This is a genomic window from Bacillus sp. FSL K6-6038 (assembly GCF_038050455.1).
In the GTDB taxonomy this organism is placed as follows: Bacteria; Bacillota; Bacilli; order Bacillales; family Bacillaceae_G; genus Bacillus_A; species Bacillus_A pseudomycoides.
In genome coordinates this window covers 4,364,893-4,389,207 of sequence record NZ_JBBOUH010000001.1, presented here as the reverse complement: position 1 = coordinate 4,389,207, position 24,315 = coordinate 4,364,893, and the positions used below count along the sequence as shown (strand labels likewise).

Here is a 24,315-nt window from a genome sequence, read left to right as displayed (position 1 = left end):
GCATAGTTTCTCACCTCTAAGCAAAAAGTAACGTTGGGGGTGAACAAAATGGGTAAAAAAGTAAAAAAAGATCCTTCTAGAGCAGGTCTTGGTTCTCCGCAAGTTGAAGGTCAAGGAACTACAACACACGAAACGGGTTCCTTTAAAGTACCTTCATCAAATAAGAGGCAAAAACGAAGCTAAACATGTAAATAAGAGTAGTCATGTCGACTACTCTTATTTATATGTTTTTATTTTGTTTAGTTCATTTATATATTGTCGATACTAAAAAATAGCTATTTTTTCAATAAACGAAATGCCTTTTCCGTATTTGCAAAGTGAAGCTTTACAAACTCAGGAAGGCGTTCTTTTCCTAGTTTTTGAATCAATTTAGCTGCGGCAATATCAACTTGCTTGCCCGCTCCTTTCGGAAGTGGCATACCTGCTTTTTTACTTAGTTCATCAAACTGTTTTACGAATGAGTAACGAGCTAAAATGGAAGCTGCGGCAACTGCTAAATGGACACTTTCGCCTTTGGTTGCAAAATACACGTTTTCACGCTGTACTTCTTTTTGTTTTGTTAAGTATTTATAATATGTATCAGGTTGTGTAAATTGGTCAATTAGGATGCCTTCTGGCTTTGTCGGCGCAATCTTTTTTAGTAAATTTGTAAGAGCTTTATTGTGTAAGAGCGCTTTTAGTTTACCTTGATTGTTCCCTTTTTCGAACAGTTCGTTATATTTTTCATTATGCAAAACGAGAGAGCTGTAAGGAACAACGCTAAGTAGTTGCTTTGCAATTTCAGCGATTTGCGCATCGTTTAAATTTTTAGAGTCTTTTACACCAAGTTCTTTTAACAATGGAATTTGCTTTGCATCTACATATACAGCAACAACTGTCATCGGTCCGAAGTAATCTCCAGTACCTACTTCATCGGATCCTGCTATAGACATTGTTCCAATGGAAGAAGGCGGAGCATAGCGGTGTGAATTTGCTGTTTTCTTAACAGAAGATTTAGGTGCTTGAGAAACATTTTGCCAACGTGCAGCTTCTTCCTGAGCACGAATACCTTGAAACATTACTTTACCTGATTTATAGGCTGTAATTGTACAAGATGGGACTTTTGCCATAAAGACACCGCCTTGCGGAACTTTTGGGCTAATAGCTTGTTTATACTGCTGTTTCATGTCTTCAATTGCTCTAGAACTTGTTTGGATTACGATAGAATTTGACAAAGTAGTCGCTCCTTTTTTTATATTGTTATTTTTATCATATCGGATTGTTCTTTCTGTTTCCATATTATGATGGTTCATGGTATGATAAACTTTAGGATTCTGTACGTGATTGGAGGCCGGTGAGTTGTCACAACAAAAGGGAAATAAAAGTCGAATTAATGTAGAAATCTATGGTCAACAATATTCAGTTGTTGGCGATGAAAGTACAAGTCATATCCGCATGGTAGCAGCGATTGTGGATGATAAAATGCGCGAACTCAATGCCAAGAATCCTTCGCTTGATACGAGTAGACTAGCGGTATTGACGGCGGTAAACGTCATACACGATTACATAAAATTAAAAGATGAACATGAAAAATTGAAAGAAAGTATGACAAAAAAAGGAATGGAATAACATGATTGATATTATTATCATTTTACTGCTTGTTATGGGATTTTTCCTTGGTTTAAAAAGAGGATTTGTCCTGCAACTTGTAAAGTTAACAAGCTTTATTATCGCATACCTTGTTGCATACTGGTACTGCAAAGATTTAGCACCAACGTTTGAGAAATTTATTCCATATCCATTTGATAAGAATGTATCTGTTCCAGAATGGATTGATGCGAATAATATCGAAGCAGTATTCTATCAAGCAATTGCGTTCATTGTATTATTTATTATTACAAGAATCGCACTTTCATTGCTTGGGAATTTGCTGAATATGTTTACAGAAATCCCAGTTATAAAACAGGTGAATGCGTTTGCTGGGGCACTTCTTGGCTTTTTAGAAGTGTACATTATTTTGTTTGTCTTAATTATTATTGGAACAATTCTTCCGATTGAACAAGTACAAACGCCACTGCAAAAATCATCAATCAGCAAAATAATTGTAGACGATACACCGATTCTTTCTGAAAAGGTGAAGGAACTATGGCAGACAGGTAGCAAAGTATAACTTCTCTTTTCTCTGAAAGAGAAGTTTTTTTCTATGAAAGAAAGGCGGGGCAAGAATGAAAGTAAATAAAAAACAAGTGATTAAATTACTGGAGACAATCGGCCTTTTTATGGAACTTAAGGGCGCAAATCCATTTAAAATATCCGCATTTCGTAAAGCGGCAGCAGCATTAGAAAGCGATGATCGTAGTCTTTCTGAAATTGAAGATTTCACAAAGATTCCGGGCATTGGAAAAGGAACAGCGGCAGTTATTCAAGAATATATTGAAGCGGGAACTTCAGAAGTATTGCAGGAACTTGAAAAAGAAGTGCCGAGCAGCCTATTACCATTATTAAAATTACCGGGGCTTGGTGGCAAGAAAGTAGCAAAGTTGTACAAAGAGCTTGGCATTATTGATATGGAAACATTGCAAAGGGCTTGTGAAGAAAATAAAGTACAGGTATTAGCAGGGTTCGGTAAGAAAACGGAAGAGAAAATATTAGAAGCGATTGCTCAAGTTGGATCTCGTCCAGAGCGTTTACCGATTGCAATGGTCCTACCTATTGCCGGGGAAATAGAAGAGAAATTGTCGAATATCCAGGGAATTGTTCGATTCTCTCGCGCTGGTAGTTTACGACGCGTTCGCGAAACAGTGAAAGATTTAGATTTCATCATCGCAACGACAGAGCCAGCAGCGGTACGTGAACATTTATTACAGTTTGATAATATGATTGAAGTCATTGCAAGCGGTGATACAAAAGTATCCGTTCGACTTCAATATGAATATGATATTTCGATTGATTTCCGTCTTGTAAAACCTGAGGAATTTATTACAACTCTTCATCATTTCACAGGTTCAAAAGATCATAACGTAAGAATGCGCCAAATTGCGAAAGATAAAGGTGAAAAGATTAGTGAGTACGGTGTGGAAAACTTAGAAACGGGTGAAGTGAAGACGTTTGAAACAGAAGAAGCATTTTTTGCTCATTTTGGATTGCCGTTCATTCCACCAGAAGTACGTGAAGATGGAAAAGAGGTCGAATTAATTAAAGAATATCCGAATTTAATTCAGTTCTCTGACATACAAGGTGATTTACATATGCATACAACATGGAGCGACGGTGCTTTTTCCATTGAAGAAATGGTACAAGCGTGCCGAGGGCGTGGGTATAAATTTATGGCAATTACTGATCACTCGCAATATTTGAAAGTAGCAAATGGTTTAACGAAAGAGCGTCTTCGTGAACAAGGAAAAGAGATTGAGCGCATTAACGAAAAATACCCGGATATCACAATTTTACGCGGAATCGAAATGGACATTTTACCAGATGCAACGCTAGATTTTGATGATGAAGTATTAGCAGAACTTGATTATGTAATTGGTGCAATCCACTCTAGTTTCTCACAAGACCGTGAAACGATTATGAAACGTTTGCGCACAGCAATTGAAAATAAGCATGTTACAATGATTGCCCACCCAACAGGTCGTCTCCTTGGACGACGCGAAGGGTATGATGTAGATACAGATTTACTCATTGAACTTGCGAAAGAAACAGATACAGTTTTAGAGTTAAATGCGAATCCGAACCGATTAGATTTAAGCGCAAAATTACTAAAGCAAGCGCAAGATGCTGGTGTGAAAGTAGCAATTAATACCGATGCTCATACACTTGAAATGTTAGAAGATATGGAAACAGGTGTAGCGGCAGCACGTAAAGGCTGGATTCAAAAAGATACTGTGATTAACACATGGGATATTAAACGTTTATTAGATTTTATTAAACGGAATAAGTAACACAAGGGGGACAGGCAACTTATGTTAGAACGAACGTTGCGTGTATTAGAATATAACAAAGTAAAAGAACAATTACTTGAGCATGTTGCTTCTTCACTTGGTCGTGATAAAGTGAAGAGCCTTGTGCCAAGTACAGATTTTGAAGAAATTGTAGAAATGCAAGAGACAACGGATGAAGCAGCAAAAGTCATTCGCTTAAAAGGACATGTGCCGCTCGGTGGGATTTTTGATATTCGTCCAAATGTAAAACGTGCGAAAATTGGAAGTATGTTAAGTCCACATGAACTTCTTGATATTGCAAGTACGATGTATGGTAGCCGCCAAATGAAGCGATTTATTGAAGATATGGTTGATAATGGCGTAGAGCTTCCAATCTTAGAAACCTATGTGGCGCAAATTGTGTCTCTATATGATTTAGAAAAGAAAATTACAAACTGCATTGGTGATGGTGGCGAAGTAGTTGATAGTGCCAGTGATAAACTGCGCGGTATTCGTAACCAAATCCGTACTGCGGAAAGCCGCATTCGTGAGAAACTTGAAAATATGACGCGATCTTCTAATGCACAGAAGATGCTATCAGATGCAATCGTAACAATTCGTAATGATCGCTATGTAATTCCTGTGAAGCAAGAATACCGCGGTGTATATGGTGGTATTGTTCATGACCAATCGGCGTCTGGACAAACGTTATTTATTGAGCCACAAGTCATTGTGGAACTAAATAACGCATTGCAAGAAGCACGCGTGAAAGAAAAACAAGAAGTAGAGCGCATCTTAATGATGTTAACAGAAGAAGTAGCACTAGAAGCAGATACTGTATTAGCAAACGTAGAGGTTATTGCGAATCTTGATTTCATTTTTGCGAAAGCATTTTATGCAAAGCGAATCAAAGCTACAAAACCAATTGTAAATAATGAACGCTATATGAATTTAAGACAAGCACGTCATCCGCTTATCGACCCGGAAATCATTGTGCCAAACGATATTATGCTTGGTAAAGACTTCACAACAATCGTTATTACAGGTCCGAATACAGGTGGTAAGACAGTTACATTAAAAACAGTCGGTATCTGTGTATTAATGGCGCAATCTGGCCTTCATATTCCAGTATTAGACGAATCTGAGATTTGTGTGTTTAAAAACATTTTTGCTGATATCGGTGATGAACAATCGATTGAACAAAGCTTAAGTACGTTCTCCTCACATATGGTGAACATTGTAGATATTTTAGAAAAAGCTGACTTTGAAAGCTTAGTATTATTCGATGAATTAGGTGCCGGAACAGACCCACAAGAAGGGGCTGCGCTTGCCATTTCAATCTTAGATGAAGTATATAACCGCGGAGCGCGCGTTGTCGCAACAACGCATTATCCAGAGCTAAAAGCATATGGTTACAATCGTGAACAAGTTATTAACGCAAGTGTTGAGTTTGATGTAAATACATTAAGCCCAACGTATAAATTATTAATCGGTGTACCAGGACGCAGTAACGCTTTTGAAATTTCCAAACGCCTTGGATTATCTGATCACGTGATTGACCGTGCTCGTAATCATATTGGTACAGATACGAATAAAATCGAAAATATGATTGCGAAGCTAGAAGAAAGTCAAAAAAATGCAGAGCGCGAATGGAACGAAGCAGAAGAGCATCGTAAACAATCTGAAAAACTTCATCGTGAATTACAGCGTCAAATCATTGAATTTAACGATGAGCGTGATGAAAGATTATTAAAAGCGCAAAAAGAGGGCGAAGAAAAAGTAGAAGCTGCGAAAAAAGAAGCAGAAGGTATCATTCATGAACTTCGTCAACTGCGTAAAGCGCAGCTTGCAAGCGTGAAAGATCATGAGCTCATTGAAGCGAAAAGTCGTCTAGAAGGGGCAGCGCCAGAGCTTGTGAAAAAACAAAGAGTAAAAGTGAAAAACACAGCGCCAAAACAACAATTGCGAGCAGGCGACGAAGTGAAAGTATTAACATTCGGTCAAAAAGGACAGCTGCTGAAAAAAGTAAGCGATAATGAGTGGAACGTCCAAATTGGTATTCTGAAGATGAAAGTGAAAGAATCCGATATGGAGTACATTAATACGCCACAACCGGTTGAGAAGAAAGCAGTGGCGACTGTTAAGGGAAGAGACTATCACGTTTCCTTAGAGCTTGACCTTCGTGGCGAGCGTTTTGAAAATGCGATGATGCGCGTTGAAAAATATTTAGATGATGCACAGCTTGCAAACTATCCGCGTGTATCCATCATTCACGGAAAAGGAACAGGAGCACTTCGCCAAGGGGTACAAGACTACTTGAAAAAACATCGCGGCGTGAAAAACTACCGTTACGGTGACATGGGCGAGGGAGGCCTAGGCGTAACAGTTGTCGAATTAAAATAACACAAAACCAAGCAAAAGGGGAAACCATTATATGTTTATGGACAAACTTGCAAAAGTATTGTTAGCTTGTTGCGGAATATTTTTGGTGATTGGGGTTATTTATTTAGTGGTTTTTGCGAAGTAAGGGAGCGTCAATCTCGGCATCAGTATACCGCCTGAGATTGACGCTTTTTCTTTTCGGATAATCTATAAGAAAAAAGGAATATGACATGAAAATTAACCAATTTATAAGCGAAGCATTATCCTGCTCAAGGCGAGAAACAGACCGCCTTATTAAAGCGGACCTCGTGGCAATTAACGGTGAAGTGTGTACGCACGGTACGATTGTTACGGAGAATGATATTGTAACGATTGATGGCAAAACGATTGAAAAAGAGGACAAAGAAAAAATCTACATTGCCTTCCATAAACCAGTTGGCATTACTTGTACAGCTGCGGATCATATTGACGGGAATATCATCGAGTATATCAATCATCCCGAAAGAATCTTTCCAGTTGGCCGCTTAGATAAAGCGTCGGAAGGATTGATTTTGTTAACGAATGATGGAAGGATTGCCAATCAAATTTTACACGGAGATCATGAGCATGAAAAAGAATATATTGTAACGGTCGATAAGCCATTTACAGATTGGTTTATTGACGGAATGTCCCGTGGCGTGAAGATTAAAGATGGAATAACGAAGCAGTGTAAAGTGACACGAGTAAATAGTTCTACATTTCGAATTATTTTAACGCAAGGAATGAACAGACAAATTCGTCGAATGAGCCGTGCTTTTGGATATACAGTAACAAAACTGAAGCGCGTACGAATTATGAATATTAAGCTTGATGGATTAGAGGCTGGAGAGTGGCGGAATGTCACAGTGCAAGAGTTACAGGAATTATTGAAGCAGTTATAGTTGTTTTTCTGTGTTTATTTTTAAAAAAATAAAACTATTGATTTTTTTAAAAATAGCCCATATAATAAAAAACAACAATATTCGACAATATATTTTATAAAAGTAATGATGAGGACACGAGTTATTTTTTACGATTCTCAGAGAGGGGAGCCTTAGGCTGTGAGCTTCCTAATACGAAAAGATACACTTACCACCTCTAAACTTCAAGAGTGAACGGCATGATGCATTGTAATTCTTGACGGATAAAACCGTTATCAATTTACACGAGCTATAAAATGAGTTTATTTCGTTATACATTCATTTTATTAGAATAAGGGTGGAACCACGATTTCAACACTCGTCCCTTTGTTAGGGACGGGTGTTTTTTGCGTTCTTTTATAGGGGAAGTAGGATTGAAAGAGGAAACGTAACGAGTTTTTATTTCTGAATATTTTGTCTATTTATTGATTTTTAGGAGGTAAATGAAAATGAAATCATCTTTAAAGTTATCTGAGATGTTTGCAATAAGTTTAATGTTATTTGCGCTATTCTTCGGCGCAGGTAATATGATTTTCCCACCAGCGTTAGGACAAGGTGCTGGAACAGATGTATGGATTGCGTTGTTTGGTTTTATCATTACAGGGGTAGGACTTCCTTTACTAGGGGTTATTGTCATTGCTTTAAAAGGAGATATCAATGAATTAGCAGGTCGCGTGCATCCGTTATTTGCACTTGTTTTTACAGTTGCGATTTATTTATGTTTAGGTGTATTTGTCAGCGTTCCGCGTACAGGAACGGTTGCTTATGAAATGGGAGTCGCTCCATTTTTATCAAGTTCAGTAGCGAGCCAAGCATATCCACTTGTTATCTTTACATTCATTTTCTTTGCAGTTACTTTCTATTTAGCATTAAACCCTTCAAAATTAGTAGGGCGCATCGGAAAAGTATTAACACCAATTTTATTAGCTGTCATTGCAATTATTGTTATTAAAGCACTTATTACACCAATTGGAGAGTTCGGTGCACCGACAGAAACATACAAAGATCCACTGTTTAAAGGATTTATTGATGGATATTTAACATTAGACGGATTAGCAGCACTTGTTTTCGGAAATGTGGTTATCAATGCTTTAAAAGGAAAAGGGATTACAAATAAGAAAAGTATTGCGAAAGTAACAATCTTTGCAGGAATTATTGCAGCACTTGGCTTACTTATCGTTTACTTAGCACTCGCTTACCTTGGGGCTTCTAGTGTATCGCTTGGAATGGGAGAAAACGGCGGTGTTATTTTAACAAACGTTGTTCATCATTTATTTGGAAATTACGGCACACTACTACTTGGGGTAGCAATTGCGGCTGCATGTTTAACAACTTCTGTTGGGATTGTCGCAGCTTGTGGAGATTTTTTCTCAGCACTACTACCAAAGCTGTCTTATCAAAAAGTTGTTTTTATCTTCTGCGTGTTAGCATTTATGGTAGCAAACCTAGGTTTAACACAATTAAATGCATTAGCATTACCAATCTTAATAGCAATCTATCCAATTGGAATCGTATTAATCATATTATCGCTAATTGAAAATTACCTTCGTATCCCGTTGGCAATGTATGTGGGTGGTATTATAGGAGCATTTGTTATTAGCTTTTTCGATGGATTAAATAATGCACACATTCAAATTGCAGCATTAGCGCCGATTTTAGAAAAAGTTCCGTTTTATAGTGTAGGGATTGGATGGTTAATTCCAGGAATGATCGGTATGTTTGTTGGGTATGTTGTTTCGGCTTTTCAGAAGCGAGAAGTTGTTGTAGGGAAATAAGGTAAAGAGGCTTTCTTTGAAAGAAAGTCTCTTTTTTTTGTAGAAAAGCTTACATATATAGAAAGTGAGATGTTGGGAAATGTACCCCGCATTACTGCCTGTAAAAGCCCGATTGGTGAGGGCCAATAATCAGTGGAGGATGAAGAAAATCCCCACTGATTAAAGTTTCACTTTATCTAAATCTATTGTTCATTGATGAAGGAGTTTTCAAGCTAAAAAAGACTGTCATTTTATTAATCCTTGTTTGTAACACCTATTCAGTTTCACCCACATAATATAATATCGTCGTTCAATAAAGTTTGAGGAGGAATATACCTTATGAATAAAAAGCCAATTGTTCTCCATGATGAGCCTTTTGTAGCCCAGTATGAACAAATAATTACACCAGCAGAATGCCAAGAGTTAATCGAACTATCTAAAAAGCACATCCAACCCGCACAAGCCTATGGACATACAGGGGAACGGAAATCAGATTTTACTTGGCTTCCACACTATTCACATGGACTTGTTAGTCAAGTATCTGAACTTATTGCTACTGCTATGCCCTTGCCGCTTAATCACGCTGAGCCATTACAAGCAGCGAGATATGAAGTTGGGGGGAAATTTGATGCTCATATTGATTGTTATGGTACCTGGCACGAAGACGGGAGGAACCGAGTTGAACAAGGGGGACAACGACTTTATACAGCTATTCTTTATTTGAATACAGTTAATGCAGGTGGAGAAACTTTTTTTCCCTCTCTGAATCTTACAGTTACTCCAAGCGAAGGGAAATTATTAGTTTTTGAAAATTGTAAAAGAGGGACAAATGAACCACATCCCCTTTCATTGCATGAAGGTTGTGCGGTACATGAAGGAGAAAAATGGATTGTTACATTATGGTTTCGTGAAAAACCACAATATTAAAAATCCATTATTTGGTTTTTGAGAGAAATGAAAGTTTTTGTTTATTCTTGTTTATGTACAGGGTTTTTCCGTTGGACAGTGCTCTAAGACTGATCTTTAGATAAGAGTCTCATCTTTTACATCGTATAAAGTGAAACTTTAATCAGTGGGGATTTTCTTCATCCTCCACTGATTATTGGCCCTCACCAATCGGGCTTTTACGGGCAGTTGATCTCCCACCTAACTTCTTTGCTTTTGCCGAATTTTGAGATGGGAGTCTTACTGCCCGCAAATAGCGGGATAAATATATAACAGTCGTTCTAGGCAACGAGCTGGTTGTACTCGCAAAGCAATAATATGGTATAGTGAAACGAGGCTGTTTTTTCAGTCTCGTTTTTTAAATGCTTCCTACTAAATAGAAAGCATTCAAATGGAAAGGAAGACATTACATGCGATCAGAAGTAAATGTAAAGATAAAACCGAAATTTATAAAAGAGATTAAAAGTGGCTACCCACTTATTTTAAAAGATGCAATTCAAAACTTAAATGATATACGTGAAGAGGGGGCAATCATCAAAATTGTTGATGAGAAGAACCAATTTCTTGGTAAAGGATATTACGGAAAGCAAAATAAAGGATATGGCTGGATTTTAACAAGAAAAGAGCAGGAGCACATTGACCAAGCTTTCTTTGAAAGAAAAATCAAATCAGCGTTACATAAGAGAAAAGGTTTTTATAAATCGAATGACACGACTGCATTCCGCGCTGTAAATGGTGAAGGTGATGGCCTTGGTGGTTTAATCATCGATTATTACGATGGCTATTATGTAATTAGCTGGTATAGTGAAGGGATTTATTCTTTTAAAGATGAAATCGTTGGGGCTCTTCAAAAAGTAGCAAACTTTAAAGGAATCTACCAGAAGAAGCGTTTTGATACAAAAGGAAAGTATATGGAAGACGATGATTTTGTTGCTGGAGAGCGCGGCGAGTTCCCAATCATCGTGAAAGAGAACGGTGTAAACTTTGCCGTGTATTTAAATGATGGTGCGATGGTTGGCGTATTCTTAGATCAGCGTAACGTTCGAAAACAAATTCGTGACACATACGCGAAAGGTAAAACAGTGTTAAATATGTTCTCTTATACAGGTGCTTTTTCTGTATTCGCAGCGCTTGGCGGAGCGACAAAAACAACAAGTGTTGATCTTGCGAATCGTAGTTTAAGTAAAACAATTGAACAATTTAGCGTGAACGGCATTGACTATGAAGCACAAGATATTATTGTAGAAGACGTTTTCCATTACTTTAAATACGCAGCGAAGAAACAGATGAAGTTTGACATGGTTGTATTAGATCCACCAAGCTTTGCACGGTCTAAAAAATATACATTTAGTGCAGCAAAAGACTATAAAAACCTATTAAAAGAAACAATCGCCATTACAGAAAACAACGGTATTATCGTTGCTTCTACAAACTGCAGTACATTTGATATGAAAAAATTTAAAGGCTTTATTGATACAGCGTTCAAAGAAATGAATGGCAAATATAAAATATTAGAAGAATATTCTTTGCCAGAAGATTTCCGTACGATTGACCAATTTAAAGAAGGCGACTATTTAAAGGTTGTTTTTATTGAAAAAATTAAAGGATAATTAAAATATATCAACATTTTGACAAAGGATATCGATTTACAGATAAAAAACGATATAAGAAAAGGAGCTCAATTTCAAAATGAGCTCCTTTTCCTATTGAACAATATGCTGCACTCTGCCAACTTGCCCGTCTTGTAAGCGCACTTTAATGCCGTGCGGATGAGACGGTGAGTTTGTCAAAATATCTTTTACAGTCCCTCTAGTGAGTGTACCAGTACGTTGGTCTTTTTTTAAGACAATATCAACTTCAAGACCTGGTGAAATGTTAGCTCGTTTTTGCCCGTTCATTTACACACCTGTACGTCTACGTTGGTTATTCGTTTTCTTCGTTTGTTGGTTTTGTAGTTTTTTCGTTGCTTGACTTTGATTTGCAGCATTTGCTCCGTTTCCATTTCCTTGCTTTTTCTTTGCAAGTTGTTCGCGCATTAAATCAGCTAAGCTTACTTTTTTATTTTCTGACATGGTAAAACTCCTTTATATTAGGTTAATTGTAAACAATAGTTGTGAATTCCATCATAACATTGTTATGAAAAGAAATGAAGTCGGATTGAATTTTCATATAATTCTTTTCACCTTTATTGACTTCAGTTACAATTAAATTGTTAATGTTTGTAAAAAAGGGGGGAGAAGCATGTCACATCATATTTTGTTAGTGGAAGATGATAGCTCTATTCAAGAAATGGTCGAGAAATATTTAACTAAAGAGGGCTTTCAAATAACAATTGCATCTGATGGAGAAGAAGGAGTTCTCACATTTCTAAAAGGCTCATTTGATTTAATCATTCTCGATATCATGATGCCAAAGCTAGACGGATTAGAAGTTGTGAGAATCATTCGCGAAAAAAGTGCTGTGCCGATTTTAATGATGTCCGCAAAAGATACGGATGTGGATAAGGCGGTCGGTTTAGGACTTGGAGCAGATGACTACATCTGTAAACCATTTTCTATGATTGAACTGGCAGCTCGGGTAAAGGCAAGCATTCGAAGATCTACAAAGTATTCAGCCACGGAGCAGAAAGAAGAAACGATTGAGATTGGTGATTTAAAAATTGATCTGATTAATTTCACTGTGCAAAAAAAAGAAAAACAGCTAAAACTGACTTTGAAAGAATTTGAGATTTTAAAACTATTTGTGAAGAATCAAAATCGTGTATTTACAAAAGCACAAATCTATAACCTGATTTGGAATGAAGAATATTATGGTGATGATAACGTGATTAATGTTCACATGAGACGGTTGCGTGAAAAGATTGAAGATGATCCTTCTAATCCAGAATATATTAAAACATTATGGGGCATTGGCTATAAGTTGGAAGTGATGTAGTATGATCTCTCTTTTAACGATCGTTATCTTCATATTATTAGGTGTTATTTATTTTCAATATAGAATACAGAAAAGTAAAAGTGCAAATGTACGCTATACATATGAAAAGTTACAGGATATTGTAAAGCAGCAAACAGGTGAGAAATTATTAGTTGTGACGGATGATAAAGAACTGCAAAAATTATTAGTAGCAATTAATCATTTATTAGATGCGAAACAAAAAACGAATGCTGATCATGCGAAGGTTGAAATTTCGATGAGAAAGATGCTTTCTAACATTTCACATGACTTAAAAACACCGCTCACTGTTATTCTTGGGTATACAGAAATGTTAAATGCGGATAAAACGATAAGTAAAGAAGAACGACAAGTATTGCTAGAAAAGGTACATTTGAAAACTTTGGAAGTAATGGAACTTATTCATAAATTTTTTGATTTGGCGAAATTAGAATCTGGAGATAAAGCAGTCGAAATGACAAAGGTGAATATGAATGAAGTATGCCGAGAAAAGATTTTAACGTTTTATGATTTAGTAACGACCAAAGGATTTGAGGTGCATATTGATATACCGGAGAAAAATGTATATGCACTTGGAAATACAGAAGTATTAGGTAGGGTGTTGAATAATTTAATATCCAATGCAATTGCGTATGGATATGATGGGAAAACACTTGGTATTACATTAAGAGATGATGATAGGTGCGTGTATGTTGATGTGTGGGACCGTGGTAAAGGAATTGATGAATCGCATATTGATAAAGTATTTGAACGCATGTATACGTTAGAAGATTCAAGGAACCGATTGTATCAAGGCAGCGGTCTTGGGCTTACGATTACAAAACGACTTGTGGAAGCGTTAGGAGGAGAAATTCATCTTTCTAGTACGCCATATAAGAAAACGGTATTTACAATTGTACTGAAAAAAATAGAGTTTTAGCTTGTAGAAAAGAGTATTCTACAAGCTTTTTTTTGAACGTAAGGAATTTGTAAGGAATGGGTAAGAAAAAAGAGATTTTCATTGTCTATGATATAAAGTGAAACTTCCATCAGTGGGGAGGCTTTATCCCCCACTGATGGTTAGTTGAACCAATCGGGCATTTACGGGCAGTTTTATCTTCCTTCGAGTTAGGGGAATCTTACTGCCCGTTAATGCGGGGGAAGTATGAAGTGGAAGCGAAAGGGGAAAATGATATGTCCTATGTATTAAAAACAAATCAGTTAACAAAAGTATTTGAGGGGAAAGAAGTAATTTCTGGGGTTAATATGCATGTGAAAAAAGGGGAGATCTACGGTTTTTTAGGGCCAAACGGTGCTGGTAAAACAACGATTATGAAGATGATTACAAATTTAATAAAACCAACGAGTGGGGATATTGAAATTTTCGGTGAGAAATTAACAGATACATCTTATGATGTGTTAAAACGTATGGGAACAATTATTGAATACCCTATTTTTTATGACAAGTTAACAGCTAAGGAAAATTTATATCTTCATTGCGAATATATGGGTTACTACGACAAGAAGGGGATCCAGCATGCATTAGACCTTGTCAATTTACACAACGTGGAGAATAAAAAGGTAAAAGATTTTTCATTAGGGATGAAACAAAGGTTAGGAATTGCCAGAGCGATTCTGACAAAGCCAGAGCTATTAATTTTAGATGAACCAATTAATGGTTTAGATCCAATTGGGATTAGAGAATTGCGTGATCTATTTAAAATGCTTTGTAAAGAATATGGAATTACTTTATTAGTATCTAGTCATATTTTAGGTGAAATGGAGCAAATGGCAGATACAATAGGAGTTATTCAAAATGGGAAATTGATAAAAGAAGTTTCAATGAACAGTATTAATGGTAAGCAAACGGAGTATATTGAAATTCACGTTCAAGATGTAAAACGAGCAGCGTATGTTTTAGAAAACAAACTACGTATAACAAATTACAAAATTCTGAGTGAGAATATCATTCGCGTGTACGAAATGACAGAGACGCAACAAGCGATTTCTAAAGCGCTCATCATGAATGACGTAGAAATTGAAAGTATAAACAAAAAGCATAGTTCATTAGAAGAATATTTCTTGAATCTCGTGAATGGAGAGGGGATCCATGCTTAATTTAATGAGACTTGAGCTTATGAAATTTAAGTTGTGGCCGGTTATTAGAGGCGCACTCATCGCAATTTGTATTCTTTCTATATGTATTCCGTTGATATTATGGGATGAAGCAGGAGTAAATGGATATAATCAAACGTTTGCAATAATTGACACGTTTTCACGAGGAGTGTTTATGATTTTCGGAGCAAGTCTAATTGCGAGATTTACTATTCAAGAGTTTCAAGAAAAGACGATGACAGTGATGTTTATGTATCCAATCAATCGTAAAAAGATGATGTTTGCAAAAATGTTTATTATCATTTGTTTTACTCTTTGCTTTATTATGATTTCAGATCTTGTCATTTTTGGCGTTGTTTATATATTCAATTTGTATCATCCAGTCATTACGGGATCATTAACCGTATCAATTTTAATCCAAAATGTATTAAAACTATTCATGAATGCATTAGCAGCAACGGGAATTAGTTTAATCCCAATATACTTTGGAATGAGAAAATATTCTGTGCGTACAACGTTTGTATCAGCGATAGTGATTGTAGCTATGTTAAATTCAGGTAGGGGAATTGAAGGTACATTGTTCGATTTTGTTGCTATTCCCATTATATTAGCTTGTATTGGTTTGTTGATTGCCTATATGGCAATAAGAAAGATTGAACAGGTAGATTTGTTTAAATAGGGCGAGTTTAAAGAATAGGAAATAGAAGATAGAAACGAAAAAGTATAACCCATTAGAAACATATTTTTAAAATCTAATGAATGGAGGAGAACAACATACTTAAACTTATGAAACTAGAATGGAAAAAACATCGCTTATCTCGTTATTTTAAAGGAGTAGCAATTTGCATTGTAGCAATTTTCGTTGCTGTCGGTCTTATGGCATGGGGTTCTAGAGCTGAGAGTGAGCAAATGTTTCTAGATTATGCAGGATTTATGTCTTTAACAAATATTTTTATTAGAACAACATTTATGATTTTTTCAGCTGTCATTTTATCACGTTTAGTAATTGATGAATACAAAAGTAAAACGATGCAATTATTGTTTACCTATCCGTTACAACGAAAAAAACTCATGCAAGCGAAGTTAGCAATTGTTTTTGGATTTTGTTTTTGCAGCATAATCATTGCTACTTTTATCATCAATATGTTAATTTTCTTCTTAAATCCAATAATAGGATTCTTTGAAACACCTGTTAGTGTAGGTGAAATCATTGCTACAGTTCCAGCTACTTTTATTAGCGCATTTATGATGGCTGGAGTAAGTCTCATTCCTTTATATTTTGGCATGAGAAAAAAATCAACTCCTACAACGATTACCTCGTCTATATTAATAGGATTATTGATTAACTCCACTGTTTCTAATGGGGGAGGACAGCTTAGTTTGTTTGACTTCATTATAGTACCGATTGTGCTCTGTCTATTAGGTCTTGCAATTGGCTACCTTTCTTATCATAAAGTGGATAAAATAGATGTGGCTTAAATAAAAATACAATCTTGAATGAGATGTGGGCTTAAAATGAACTGGGGAATAAAACATGAAGAAAACGATATTAGCTTCTATTTTAATAATTGTAGTTGCAGGAGTAGTTTTTAGTCTCAAGGAAGTAGGGACAAAGAGTTTTGAAAAAGAAAATTCTTTTGCAGTAGGTAGTGTAGAAGAAATAGAAATAAATAACGAAAATTGGGATGTTGCGTTCAAAAGTGCGGAATCAAGCAAAGTAACAATCGCAGCTGAGGGAAAACAGGAAGATAAGAAGAATGATCCTGTAACAATGAAAAAGGATGGAAAGAAAATTGTAGTGAATCAGAAAGAGCGAAAGGAAGGTTTTGCGGGAGGGTTCAGTTTTGGAAAGAAAGGCACTATATATATCAAATAATAATTAGAAGAGGTGAATATACCATGCAGAAAAAATCAACTCGTTCCGTCAGTGACGTATTTGCTATACTGGTTTTTTACTGTACGACGGGACTATTAAGTGCTATTGTTGTTCCAGTTTTGGCAACGATCGCGTACGGTTTCGGTTTTTGCACTGTACTTATATTTATTGCAGGTATTATTCGTTCTTTTGGAGTTGTGTGGATAAAAATGGATATTGGACCTGGTTTATCAATACCTCAGGAGTGGAGCATGGTTTTGGCTCTGATCATAGGTGGAATCGTGGGAAGTATCGCCTATTTTAGTTGGAAGTATCTCCGTATTTATTTGAATTTTCTATCTAGAAGTTATCGTAAAGTATTACCAGTGAATAAACAATAAAATTGAGCAGGAGGATTTATTTAATAAAACATATGAACTAGGGAGGGAAATAACATGCTGCAACTAATAAAGCTAGAAATAAAGAAAAGTAAGCTCGGCTGGTATATAAAAGGTGCGATTATCGCAAATATAGTGATGGTTGCGATGTTGTTTTTTGTAAGCTATGTGTCACAAATTGAAGGGGATGTAGAATTAGGAAACCCTCAAGGTATTCTTTTAATGGCGAGTGCAATGGTAAGAGGGACGTTTATTGTCTTTGCAGGAGTATTAATTGCGAAATTAGTAATTGAAGAATATAAAAATAAAACAATATTGCTCATGTTTTCGTATCCGATTAATCGAAAAAAAATCATTGCAAGTAAGTTATTAATTACCGCAATACTAACATTCATAACAATCTTATTATCTAACATTTTTATAGTAGGTGTCTTCTTTACAGTAAATAGCTATATTTTAGTTATTCCGAATACAATAACGATAGATGAGTTGATTCAAGAAGGTATAAAAGTGGTTCCTTTTGCCGTTGCAGCTGCAGGAGCAGGTATAATCCCATTATATTTTGGTATGCGTAAATATTCTGTTCCAACAACGATTGTTTCTTCCTTAATTGTTGTGATGATTGCATGTCAAAGCCAGCCAGAGTTTTCATTAGCAACTTTTCTGCCACTTCAATTAGCGCTTGCGGCTATTGGCATTATGATTGCTTATTATGGAATCAGAAATATTGAGAAAGAGGATATGCTATAACGTTTCACATGAAACAAGTTACATAAAAAAGACAAGGTGCTGAATCACCTTGTCTTTTTTATGTCATTACATTTTCGGAGCATCCATCCCCGCAGCAGTCCATTCTTCCTTAGTGGGCCCATAAATACCTGGAACCTTTAATCCAGCTTGGCGCATTAAAACAGTCATTTGACCGCGGTGATGGTTTTGATGGTTAATGAGAGTCATTAAAAATATAGAATTCGGCATTGGGCGTCCAAAAAAATCATTGATTGTTGTTAAATCTTTATCGGTCCACTGCGTTTGAATTGCTTCAACAAAAGCTGTGTTTACTTTACGGTAATTTTCTGCAATCGTCTTTGCAGAAGTTGGAACAGGATAATCTTTTGTTTCCCCCTCAAACTGTAAACCTGTCCCTGACAGCATTACTGGAATCGCGGTGACGATATGCCAAGCAACTCTACCTAAAGTCCAATGACCAGGTGCAATCTCTTGAGTCAATGATTCATCTGTTAATGCATCCAATACCTTTTGCGTAGAATCAGCCTCGTATTTCCACGTTTTTAGAAAGCCTTCAATTGTTTGATACATGCTATCCCTCCTATGGTTACATTCATATGGTAAATTCGTGAAAGGAGGAGGTTTTTCCTTTCACGAATTAGTTATATTGTTAACATAAGATGAAAGCATCCAAAACGGGGGAATTTAAAGTATTGAGTGTAAAAGAACCAGCATATTTTAAAACGTGGATTACGAAAATATTAATTAATAAGTGTAACGATATGGTACGGAAAAATAAAGTTTTATATGTGGAAGATTACGGAGAAGTGGGTAGTGGACACGCAGTAAAAGAAAATATGGAACAAAAGCTAGAATTTGAAAATATGCTTAGTCATTTAAGTTTAGAGTATCGACTCGTGATTGTACTCTACTATGTGAATAAATTCAAAACAAAGGAAATTGCGGAGATTTTAAATGAAAAAGAAGGAACTATAAAATCAAGACAAAAGATATAAGCCGAAAGAGAAAAAAGTTGTATGTAATAAATATTAGAATGTACATCTTGGCTCCTTCTATACAATTAGAATAGATGCAAAAGATCTTGTAGGAGGGCTAGTACATATATGAGGTTATAAATGAATAGTTGTGTAAGAGTCAGAATATTATGATTGTAACACGATTATGGCTATAATATAATGAAAATAACCATCATGAATGGACATTCATTTTATTTGTGTAAGAACAGGAAGGAGGAATGGGAATGGAGAAACCTTGGTTACAAAACTATCCAAAGGAAATTCCGCATACAATTTCTAATGATATGCAGCCGCTCCATGTATATTTACAGCAGATGTCTTCTCGGTACCCAGAAAAGAAAGCGCTTCATTTTTTAGGGAAAGATATTACATTTGCAGTGTTAGATCGTAAGGTGAGACAATTTGCAAATTACCTTAAAAGGCTTGGTGTGAAAAAAGGTGATCGAGTTGCGATTATGTTACCAAATTGTCCGCAAGCTGTGATTGGATATTATGGTACGTTACTTGTAGGTGGTATAGTGGTACAAACAAATCCCCTTTATACAGAGAGGGAGTTAGAATATCAGCTCCATGATTCCGGGGCGAAAGTTATTCTTTGTGTTGACCTAGTTTTTCCGAAAGTCACCAATGTTCAATCTGCTACAAAGGTGGAGCACGTTATTGTAACCCGCATTGCTGACTTTTTGCCATTTCCAAAAAATCTACTCTATCCAGTTGTACAAAAGAAGCAAAGCAACCTGGTTGTAACAGTAACGGAAAGTGATACGATTCATGTTTGGAAATCGGTAGAAAAAGAAAGTGATGAAATGGTAGAAGTGCCGTGTGATCCTGAAAATGATTTAGCACTCTTACAATATACTGGAGGTACGACAGGTTTTCCGAAAGGAGTTATGTTAACACACAAAAACCTTGTATCGAATACACTAATGGGTGTGCATTGGCTATATAACTGTACAGAGGGAGAGGAAGTCATTCTCGGTGTTCTTCCATTTTTTCATGTGTATGGAATGACTGCTGTAATGAATTTGGCTATTATGCAAGGGTATAAAATGGTATTGATTCCGAAGTTTGATATGAAAATGGTGTTTGAAGCGATTAAAAAACATAAAGTTACACTATTTCCAGGAGCTCCAACAATTTATATTGCCCTTTTAAATAGTCCTCTACTTCGGGAATATGATATTTCTTCGATTCGGGCTTGTATTAGTGGCTCTGCCCCACTTCCAGTAGAGGTACAAGAGAAATTTGAAAAGATTACAGGCGGTAAGCTGGTAGAAGGATATGGACTCACAGAATCATCTCCAGTTACACACGGCAATTTTTTATGGGAAAAACGTGTGCCGGGAAGTATTGGTGTTCCGTGGCCAGATACAGATGCACGCATTATGTCACTTGAAACAGGAGAATATTTGCCACCCGGTGAGATTGGTGAAATTGTAGTGAAGGGCCCACAAGTGATGAAAGGATACTGGAATAAGCCTGAGGAAACAGCAGCGGTATTACAGGACGGGTGGTTACACACAGGTGATATTGGGTATATGGATGAGGATGGTTTTTTCTATGTGAAAGATCGCAAGAAAGACATGATTGTTGCCAGCGGATTCAATGTTTATCCGCGCGAAGTGGAAGAAGTATTATATGAGCATGAAAAAGTGCAGGAAGTGGTTACGATTGGTGTTCCAGATCCGTATCGCGGGGAGACTGTGAAAGCTTTTGTTGTGCTAAAAGAAGGAGAAGTTTGTTCTGAAGAAGAGTTAGATCAATTTGCTCGTAAATATTTGGCTGCTTATAAAGTCCCAAAAGTATATGAGTTTCGGAGCGAGTTACCAAAAACAACAGTAGGGAAGATTTTACGCCGTGTCCTTATAGATGAAGAACAGAAGAAGAAAGAGGATGAGAAGACGGGCTAAAGGCCCTTTCTTTTTGAAAATATAGGATATAGGATTGACATTTTTTTAAATAGTCAGTATTATATGAAATATGAATGACCACTCATTCAGTCATCTTCTTGAAGGGGACAGTAAAGTGAAAAAAAATCGACCAAAATATAACCAAATTATTGATGCTGCGGTTATTGTAATTGCAGAAAATGGATACCATCAAGCGCAAGTTTCTAAAATTGCAAAGCAAGCTGGTGTTGCTGATGGAACTATTTATTTATATTTTAAAAATAAAGAAGATATATTAATATCCTTATTCCAAGAGAAGATGGGAGAATTTATAGAAAAAATTCGCCAAAAAACAGCAGGAATTGAAAGCGCTGTAGCGAAGTTATTTATGTTGGTAGAAACGCACTTCTTGCTGTTGTCACAAAATGATCCTCTTGCTATTGTCACGCAACTAGAGCTTCGTCAATCCAACCAAGAGTTACGCCTCAAAATAAATGAAGTATTAAAAGGATACTTACAAGTTATCGATGAGATTTTGGAAACAGGTATAAGACAAGGAGAATTCCAAGCGGATTTAAATGTTCGCGTAGCAAGACAAATGATCTTCGGAACAGTAGATGAAGTTGTGACCAATTGGGTAATGAGCGATCATAAATATGATTTGGTCGCACTTTCAAAAACGGTACATGGGCTGCTTATTTCAGCTTGTGGTTATCGTCAATAATGGGAGGGATCATGTTGAAATTCCTATCTGTAACAGTAGAAGACCATATTGCGGTGGCAACGTTAAATCATCCGCCAGCTAATGCGATGTCTTCACAAGTTATGCATGACGTTACTGAGCTAATTGATCAAGTCGAAAAGGATGAAAATATCCGCGTTGTTGTTCTTCATGGTGAAGGTCGCTTCTTTTCAGCAGGAGCAGATATTAAAGAGTTTACTTCTGTTGAGGAAGCGAAACAAGCAACAGAGTTAGCACAGCTTGGACAAGTTACGTTTGAGCGTGTCGAAAAGTGCTCAAAACCAATCATTGCGGCAATTCATGGAGCGGCACTTGGCGGTGGCCTTGAATTCGCTATGTCTTGCCACATGCGCTTTGCAACTGAAAGTGCAAAGCTTGGTTTACCAGAGCTAACGCTTGGACTTATTCCTGGCTTTGCAGGTACACAGCGTTTGCCACGCTATGTTGGTAAAGCGAAGGCTTGTGAAATGATGCTAACAAGTACACCAATTACAGGTGCACAGGCATTAGAATGGGGACTTGTTAACGGCGTGTTCTCAGAAGAAACACTTTTAGAAGAGACTCTCAAAATCGCAAAACAAATTGCTGGCAAAAGCCCAGCGACAACTCGTGCTGTGTTAGAGCTATTACAAACAACAAAATCATCTCATTATTATGAAGGTGTACAGCGTGAGGCACAAATATTTGGTGAAGTGTTTACGGGTGAAGATGGAAGAGAAGGTGTAGCGGCATTTTTAGAAAAACGCAAACCTTCATTTAGTGGTAGGTAGTTCAAATTATTTTTTTAATATAAATTACCAGAATATTAAAATTGATAGAATCTTTCTGAAAAACAAGGGGGTAAATGGAATGAACATCTACGTACTCATGAAACGAACATTTGATACAGAAGAAAAAATCGTAATTAAAAACGGTGCAATTTATGATGGCGAAGCGGAATTCATCATCAACCCTTACGATGAATATGCGATTGAAGAAGCAATTCAAGTAAGAGACGCACAAGGCGGTGAAATTACGGTTGTAACAGTTGGCGGAGAAGATAGTGAAAAAGAACTTCGCACTGCGCTAGCGATGGGCTGTGATAAAGCGGTATTAATCAATATTGAAGATGATGTTGAGAATGGTGACCAATTTACAACAGCGAAAGTGCTTGCTGAATATTTAAAAGATAAAGAAGTAGATTTAATTTTAGGTGGAAACGTAGCGATTGATGGTGCGTCTGGACAAGTTGGACCACGCGTAGCGGAAGCGCTAAATATTCCATATGTAACAACAATTACGAAGCTTGAAATTAATGGCACAAGCGTGAAAATTGAGCGCGATGTCGAAGGTGATACTGAAGTGATTGAAACATCACTACCACTTTTAGCAACAGCGCAACAAGGTTTAAATGAACCGCGTTATCCATCGCTTCCAGGTATTATGAAAGCGAAGAAAAAACCGCTTGAAGAACTAGAATTAGATGATTTAGATTTAGAGGAAGATGATGTGGAAGCAAAAACAAAAACAATCGAAATCTATTTACCTCCTAAGAAAGATGCAGGAAAAGTGTTACAAGGCGAGCTGCAAGATCAAGTAAAAGAACTTGTATCGTTGCTCCATACAGAAGCGAAAGTAATCTAATAAAATACGAAATTATATATGCAGGAGGGAAAATCTATGGCTCGTAAAGTATTAGTAATGGGTGAAGTTCGTGACGGATCACTACGTAACGTTTCTTTTGAAGCAGTAGCAGCAGCGAAAACAATCGCAGAAGGCGGTGAAGTGGTTGGCCTTCTAGTTGGAGAGAGCGTTGCATCTTTTGCAAATGAATTGATTCATTACGGTGCAGATCGCGTTGTGACAGTTGAAAATGATAAATTAAAATCATATACATCCGATGGTTATGCACAAGCATTTTTAGCTGTGTATGGTGAAGAGAAGCCAGAAGGTATTGTCTTTGGACATACAGCACTCGGTAAAGATTTATCACCAAAGTTAGCTGCTAAGCTTGAAGCTGGCCTTGTTTCTGATGTAACTGCATTAGAAGTTGCAGGTGGAAATGTTGTCTTCACACGCCCAATTTATTCTGGTAAAGCGTTTGAGAAGAAGGTTGTAACAGATGGTATTCTATTTGCGACAGTTCGTCCAAATAACATTACGCCACTTGAAAAAGATGAAGCGCGTACAGGTGATATATCTTCTATTACAGTTGATGTAAAAGATTTACGTACAATCATTCAAGATGTTGTGCGTAAAACAGCAGAAGGTGTAGATCTTTCAGAAGCGAAAGTTATTATTGCTGGTGGACGAGGAGTGAAAAGTGAAGACGGTTTTAAACCGTTAAAGGAATTAGCAGATGTATTAGGTGGTGCTGTTGGTGCATCACGTGGTGCTTGTGACGCAGAGTATTGCGATTACTCATTACAAATTGGACAAACAGGTAAAGTTGTTACGCCAGACTTATATATTGCATGCGGTATTTCTGGCGCAATTCAGCATTTAGCTGGTATGTCTAACTCAAAAGTAATCGTTGCAATTAATAAAGATCCAGAAGCAAGTATTTTCAAAGTAGCTGATTATGGTATTGTTGGCGACTTATTTGAAGTGGTTCCTTTATTAACAGAAGAGTTTAAAAAGTTAAAAGTACATTCTTAATTTGAGTGACCCTTGAGTTCCAAGTGAAATACCCCTATATATAGAAAAACGAGAGGTCCCC

The 24,315-nt window shown here is 36.7% G+C and carries 27 protein-coding genes and 1 other annotated feature; of the genes, 23 read left to right on the top strand and 4 right to left on the bottom strand.

The features are described 5' to 3' along the window. Positions 1–48: 48 nt before the first annotated feature. The gene (locus NSQ40_RS23080) at positions 49–183 is read left to right on the top strand and encodes a YuzL family protein (RefSeq protein ID WP_003200889.1); all 135 of its coding nucleotides are present in this window, start codon (positions 49–51) and stop codon (positions 181–183) included. 92 nt (positions 184–275) lie between these two features. On the opposite strand, the gene rnhC is transcribed toward NSQ40_RS23080, so the two are convergent. Beyond that, on the bottom strand, positions 276–1,214 hold the full coding sequence (gene rnhC / locus NSQ40_RS23075) for a ribonuclease HIII (protein WP_018764440.1): 939 nt from the start codon (positions 1,212–1,214) through the stop codon (positions 276–278). 124 nt (positions 1,215–1,338) lie between these two features. Here rnhC and zapA point away from each other — a divergent pair, with 124 nt between their 5' ends. The 8 genes from zapA to NSQ40_RS23035 all read left to right on the top strand — a co-directional run bounded on the left by zapA (position 1,339) and on the right by NSQ40_RS23035 (position 11,531). Next, positions 1,339–1,608, top strand: a complete 270-nt coding sequence (gene zapA / locus NSQ40_RS23070) for a cell division protein ZapA (RefSeq protein ID WP_000082702.1) — start codon at positions 1,339–1,341, stop codon at positions 1,606–1,608. Position 1,609: 1 nt separating this feature from the next. Then, positions 1,610–2,149: a CvpA family protein gene (locus tag NSQ40_RS23065; RefSeq protein ID WP_003200894.1), complete on the top strand. Its 540-nt coding sequence runs from the start codon at positions 1,610–1,612 to the stop codon at positions 2,147–2,149. A gap of 55 nt (positions 2,150–2,204) precedes the next feature. After that, complete coding sequence (polX, locus tag NSQ40_RS23060; RefSeq protein WP_098158900.1) at positions 2,205–3,923, top strand: DNA polymerase/3'-5' exonuclease PolX; 1,719 nt, start codon at positions 2,205–2,207, stop codon at positions 3,921–3,923. 21 nt (positions 3,924–3,944) lie between these two features. Continuing rightward, on the top strand, positions 3,945–6,305 hold the full coding sequence (locus tag NSQ40_RS23055) for an endonuclease MutS2 (RefSeq protein ID WP_341286150.1): 2,361 nt from the start codon (positions 3,945–3,947) through the stop codon (positions 6,303–6,305). A gap of 209 nt (positions 6,306–6,514) precedes the next feature. Beyond that, complete coding sequence (locus tag NSQ40_RS23050; protein WP_033796447.1) at positions 6,515–7,204, top strand: 23S rRNA pseudouridine(2604) synthase RluF; 690 nt, start codon at positions 6,515–6,517, stop codon at positions 7,202–7,204. A 96-nt stretch (positions 7,205–7,300) separates the two neighbouring features. Further along, positions 7,301–7,552: a binding site (T-box leader), on the top strand. Between the two features lie 119 nt (positions 7,553–7,671). Continuing rightward, positions 7,672–8,997, top strand: coding sequence for a branched-chain amino acid transport system II carrier protein BrnQ6 (brnQ6, locus tag NSQ40_RS23045; RefSeq protein ID WP_018781641.1), 1,326 nt, complete (start codon positions 7,672–7,674; stop codon positions 8,995–8,997). Between the two features lie 318 nt (positions 8,998–9,315). Beyond that, positions 9,316–9,903 (top strand): prolyl hydroxylase family protein, encoded by a 588-nt coding sequence (locus tag NSQ40_RS23040; protein ID WP_003200904.1) that lies wholly within the window; start codon positions 9,316–9,318, stop codon positions 9,901–9,903. 428 nt (positions 9,904–10,331) lie between these two features. Next, positions 10,332–11,531, top strand: a complete 1,200-nt coding sequence (locus NSQ40_RS23035) for a class I SAM-dependent rRNA methyltransferase (RefSeq protein WP_003200906.1) — start codon at positions 10,332–10,334, stop codon at positions 11,529–11,531. Between the two features lie 93 nt (positions 11,532–11,624). Here NSQ40_RS23035 and NSQ40_RS23030 read toward each other — a convergent pair whose 3' ends face one another. Continuing rightward, entirely contained in the window at positions 11,625–11,819 is a 195-nt protein-coding gene (locus tag NSQ40_RS23030; RefSeq protein WP_003200907.1) for a YwbE family protein, read from the bottom strand. Continuing rightward, positions 11,820–11,993 (bottom strand): hypothetical protein, encoded by a 174-nt coding sequence (locus NSQ40_RS23025; RefSeq protein WP_003200909.1) that lies wholly within the window; start codon positions 11,991–11,993, stop codon positions 11,820–11,822. A gap of 169 nt (positions 11,994–12,162) precedes the next feature. On the opposite strand from NSQ40_RS23025, the gene NSQ40_RS23020 reads away from it, so the two are divergent. From NSQ40_RS23020 to NSQ40_RS22985, 8 genes are all read left to right on the top strand, one after another. Next, the gene (locus NSQ40_RS23020; RefSeq protein ID WP_003200910.1) at positions 12,163–12,855 is read left to right on the top strand and encodes a response regulator transcription factor; all 693 of its coding nucleotides are present in this window, start codon (positions 12,163–12,165) and stop codon (positions 12,853–12,855) included. Between the two features lies 1 nt (position 12,856). Beyond that, positions 12,857–13,792 carry a sensor histidine kinase gene (locus NSQ40_RS23015; protein ID WP_003200912.1) on the top strand — a complete coding sequence of 312 codons (936 nt, stop codon included), beginning with the start codon at positions 12,857–12,859 and terminating at the stop codon, positions 13,790–13,792. A gap of 254 nt (positions 13,793–14,046) precedes the next feature. Beyond that, complete coding sequence (locus tag NSQ40_RS23010; protein ID WP_026008453.1) at positions 14,047–14,970, top strand: ABC transporter ATP-binding protein; 924 nt, start codon at positions 14,047–14,049, stop codon at positions 14,968–14,970. After that, positions 14,963–15,646 carry an ABC transporter permease gene (locus NSQ40_RS23005; protein WP_033796446.1) on the top strand — a complete coding sequence of 228 codons (684 nt, stop codon included), beginning with the start codon at positions 14,963–14,965 and terminating at the stop codon, positions 15,644–15,646. The genes NSQ40_RS23010 and NSQ40_RS23005 overlap by 8 nt, the downstream gene beginning before the upstream one ends. A gap of 95 nt (positions 15,647–15,741) precedes the next feature. Beyond that, positions 15,742–16,446 carry an ABC transporter permease gene (locus NSQ40_RS23000; protein WP_033797318.1) on the top strand — a complete coding sequence of 235 codons (705 nt, stop codon included), beginning with the start codon at positions 15,742–15,744 and terminating at the stop codon, positions 16,444–16,446. 55 nt (positions 16,447–16,501) lie between these two features. Continuing rightward, a complete protein-coding gene (locus tag NSQ40_RS22995; RefSeq protein ID WP_003200919.1) occupies positions 16,502–16,843 on the top strand; it encodes a DUF4097 family beta strand repeat-containing protein in 342 nt (113 codons plus the stop codon). Positions 16,844–16,866: 23 nt separating this feature from the next. Continuing rightward, positions 16,867–17,223, top strand: a complete 357-nt coding sequence (locus NSQ40_RS22990; RefSeq protein ID WP_033796445.1) for a hypothetical protein — start codon at positions 16,867–16,869, stop codon at positions 17,221–17,223. A 54-nt stretch (positions 17,224–17,277) separates the two neighbouring features. Then, positions 17,278–17,970, top strand: coding sequence for an ABC transporter permease (locus NSQ40_RS22985; protein WP_003200921.1), 693 nt, complete (start codon positions 17,278–17,280; stop codon positions 17,968–17,970). A 66-nt stretch (positions 17,971–18,036) separates the two neighbouring features. Here NSQ40_RS22985 and NSQ40_RS22980 read toward each other — a convergent pair whose 3' ends face one another. After that, a complete protein-coding gene (locus tag NSQ40_RS22980) occupies positions 18,037–18,540 on the bottom strand; it encodes a DinB family protein (RefSeq protein WP_003208674.1) in 504 nt (167 codons plus the stop codon). 122 nt (positions 18,541–18,662) lie between these two features. On the opposite strand from NSQ40_RS22980, the gene NSQ40_RS22975 reads away from it, so the two are divergent. From NSQ40_RS22975 to etfA, 6 genes are all read left to right on the top strand, one after another. Continuing rightward, positions 18,663–18,965 (top strand): RNA polymerase sigma factor, encoded by a 303-nt coding sequence (locus NSQ40_RS22975; RefSeq protein WP_018764427.1) that lies wholly within the window; start codon positions 18,663–18,665, stop codon positions 18,963–18,965. 245 nt (positions 18,966–19,210) lie between these two features. After that, positions 19,211–20,896 (top strand): long-chain-fatty-acid--CoA ligase, encoded by a 1,686-nt coding sequence (locus NSQ40_RS22970; protein ID WP_033796444.1) that lies wholly within the window; start codon positions 19,211–19,213, stop codon positions 20,894–20,896. A gap of 115 nt (positions 20,897–21,011) precedes the next feature. After that, on the top strand, positions 21,012–21,599 hold the full coding sequence (locus NSQ40_RS22965) for a TetR/AcrR family transcriptional regulator (protein ID WP_018764425.1): 588 nt from the start codon (positions 21,012–21,014) through the stop codon (positions 21,597–21,599). Positions 21,600–21,610: 11 nt separating this feature from the next. Then, a complete protein-coding gene (locus NSQ40_RS22960; RefSeq protein WP_033796443.1) occupies positions 21,611–22,387 on the top strand; it encodes an enoyl-CoA hydratase in 777 nt (258 codons plus the stop codon). Between the two features lie 79 nt (positions 22,388–22,466). Then, the gene (gene etfB / locus NSQ40_RS22955) at positions 22,467–23,240 is read left to right on the top strand and encodes an electron transfer flavoprotein subunit beta (RefSeq protein ID WP_018764423.1); all 774 of its coding nucleotides are present in this window, start codon (positions 22,467–22,469) and stop codon (positions 23,238–23,240) included. 36 nt (positions 23,241–23,276) lie between these two features. Beyond that, positions 23,277–24,254 carry an electron transfer flavoprotein subunit alpha gene (gene etfA, locus NSQ40_RS22950; protein ID WP_033796442.1) on the top strand — a complete coding sequence of 326 codons (978 nt, stop codon included), beginning with the start codon at positions 23,277–23,279 and terminating at the stop codon, positions 24,252–24,254. Positions 24,255–24,315: the final 61 nt, after the last annotated feature.